This window comes from Aeromonas sp. SER (assembly GCF_038739615.1).
Taxonomy (GTDB): Bacteria; Pseudomonadota; Gammaproteobacteria; order Enterobacterales; family Aeromonadaceae; genus Aeromonas; species Aeromonas jandaei.
In genome coordinates, this window is sequence record NZ_JBCGFC010000033.1 from 1 (window position 1) to 1580 (window position 1580).

Sequence of the window (1580 nt, forward strand, 5' to 3'; positions counted from 1 at the left end):
ATTGCTTGATTCAAATTGTTAAAGAGCGATGCAGCTTTTGCTGCTGCGGGAGTGGCATTCTACTCAACCGCCTTCTCGAGTCAAGCCTTATTTGCAAAGGCTTTTCGAGGTTATCGACTCAGGCTTTGCGTTGCCGCTTGCCGTGTCGATGGAGGCGCATTATAGGGAGTGAATTCGTTCTGGCAAGCGGATAATTGCAAAAAGATGGCTTTCGCAGTTCGTTCGCTCACAAAGCCACCAATTGGCATATTAAACCGGCGAAATCAGCTTGCTGCAGGCACAGCGATGGCAAAATCGTGCAGGTTGTCATAGATAGCATCTGCCAGCGCGCTACCCGCTTCGGTGACCGGCTTACCGGTTCTGACCATGATCTTGTGACCGACCCCGGCATTGCTCGCTGCTTTCAGATCGGAAGGCTTGTCACCCACCATATAGGAACGGCTCATGTCGATGTTCAGTTCCTGCCTGGCGAGCAACAGCATTCCCGGTTCCGGCTTGCGGCAGTCACAGGGAGCACCGTGATCCGGATGGTGTGGGCAGAAGTAGATACCATCGAGGTCCACATCGCGATCGGCCAGCGACCAATCCATCCACTCGGTCAGGTTCATAAAATCATCTTCGGTGAAATAACCGCGGGCAATCCCTGACTGGTTGGTCACTACAACCAGCAGATAGCCTTTCTTTTTGAGGAGCTGCAGGGCGTCTATGACTTCGGGCAGAAAATGGAAGTCATCGACCTGGCTGACATAGCCAGTGTCTTCATTGATGACACCGTCACGATCCAGAAAAATGGCGGGTTTGCTCACGGAAACTACCTCAATCAATGGTTTTGCCCAGTATCTCACAGGGCAGATAAAGCCCAAAAACAAAAGGGGCGGCCGAAGCCACCCCTTTCATGTGTGCATTTAAAGTATCGATTAAGCGATAACTTTAGCTACAACACCAGCACCTACGGTACGGCCACCTTCACGGATAGCGAAACGCAGGCCGTCGTCCATCGCGATCGGTGCAATCAGGGTAACAACCATCTTGATGTTGTCGCCCGGCATTACCATCTCTACGCCTTCCGGCAGTTCGATGGTACCGGTCACGTCGGTAGTACGGAAGTAGAACTGCGGACGGTAGCCTTTGAAGAACGGGGTATGACGACCACCTTCTTCTTTGGACAGTACGTACACTTCAGATTCAAACTTGGTGTGCGGCTTGATGGTGCCCGGCTTGGCCAGTACCTGACCACGCTCTACGTCTTCACGCTTCACGCCACGCAGCAGTGCACCGATGTTCTCGCCTGCACGACCTTCGTCCAGCAGCTTACGGAACATTTCAACGCCGGTACAGGTGGTCTTGGTGGTATCTTTGATACCAACGATTTCCACTTCTTCACCAACTTTAACGATACCGCGCTCTACACGACCGGTAACTACAGTACCACGGCCAGCGATAGAGAATACGTCTTCGATAGGCATCAGGAACGGCAGGTCGATTGCACGCTCCGGCTCCGGAATGTAGCTGTCCAGGTGGCCAGCCAGTTCCAGGATCTTCTCTTCCCACTGAGCTTCGCCTTCCAGCGCTTTCAGTGC

General features: G+C 53.0%; 2 protein-coding genes. Both read right to left on the reverse strand.

Annotated features, from left to right (window positions below):
- Positions 1-263: 263 nt before the first annotated feature.
- A complete protein-coding gene (gmhB, locus tag AAHA41_RS22565; protein WP_323071639.1) occupies positions 264-806 on the reverse strand; it encodes a D-glycero-beta-D-manno-heptose 1,7-bisphosphate 7-phosphatase in 543 nt (180 codons plus the stop codon).
- A 111-nt stretch (positions 807-917) separates the two neighbouring features.
- Positions 918-1580 (reverse strand): EF-Tu/IF-2/RF-3 family GTPase (locus AAHA41_RS22570; protein ID WP_342697349.1); only part of this gene is annotated, 663 nt, incomplete at its 5' end.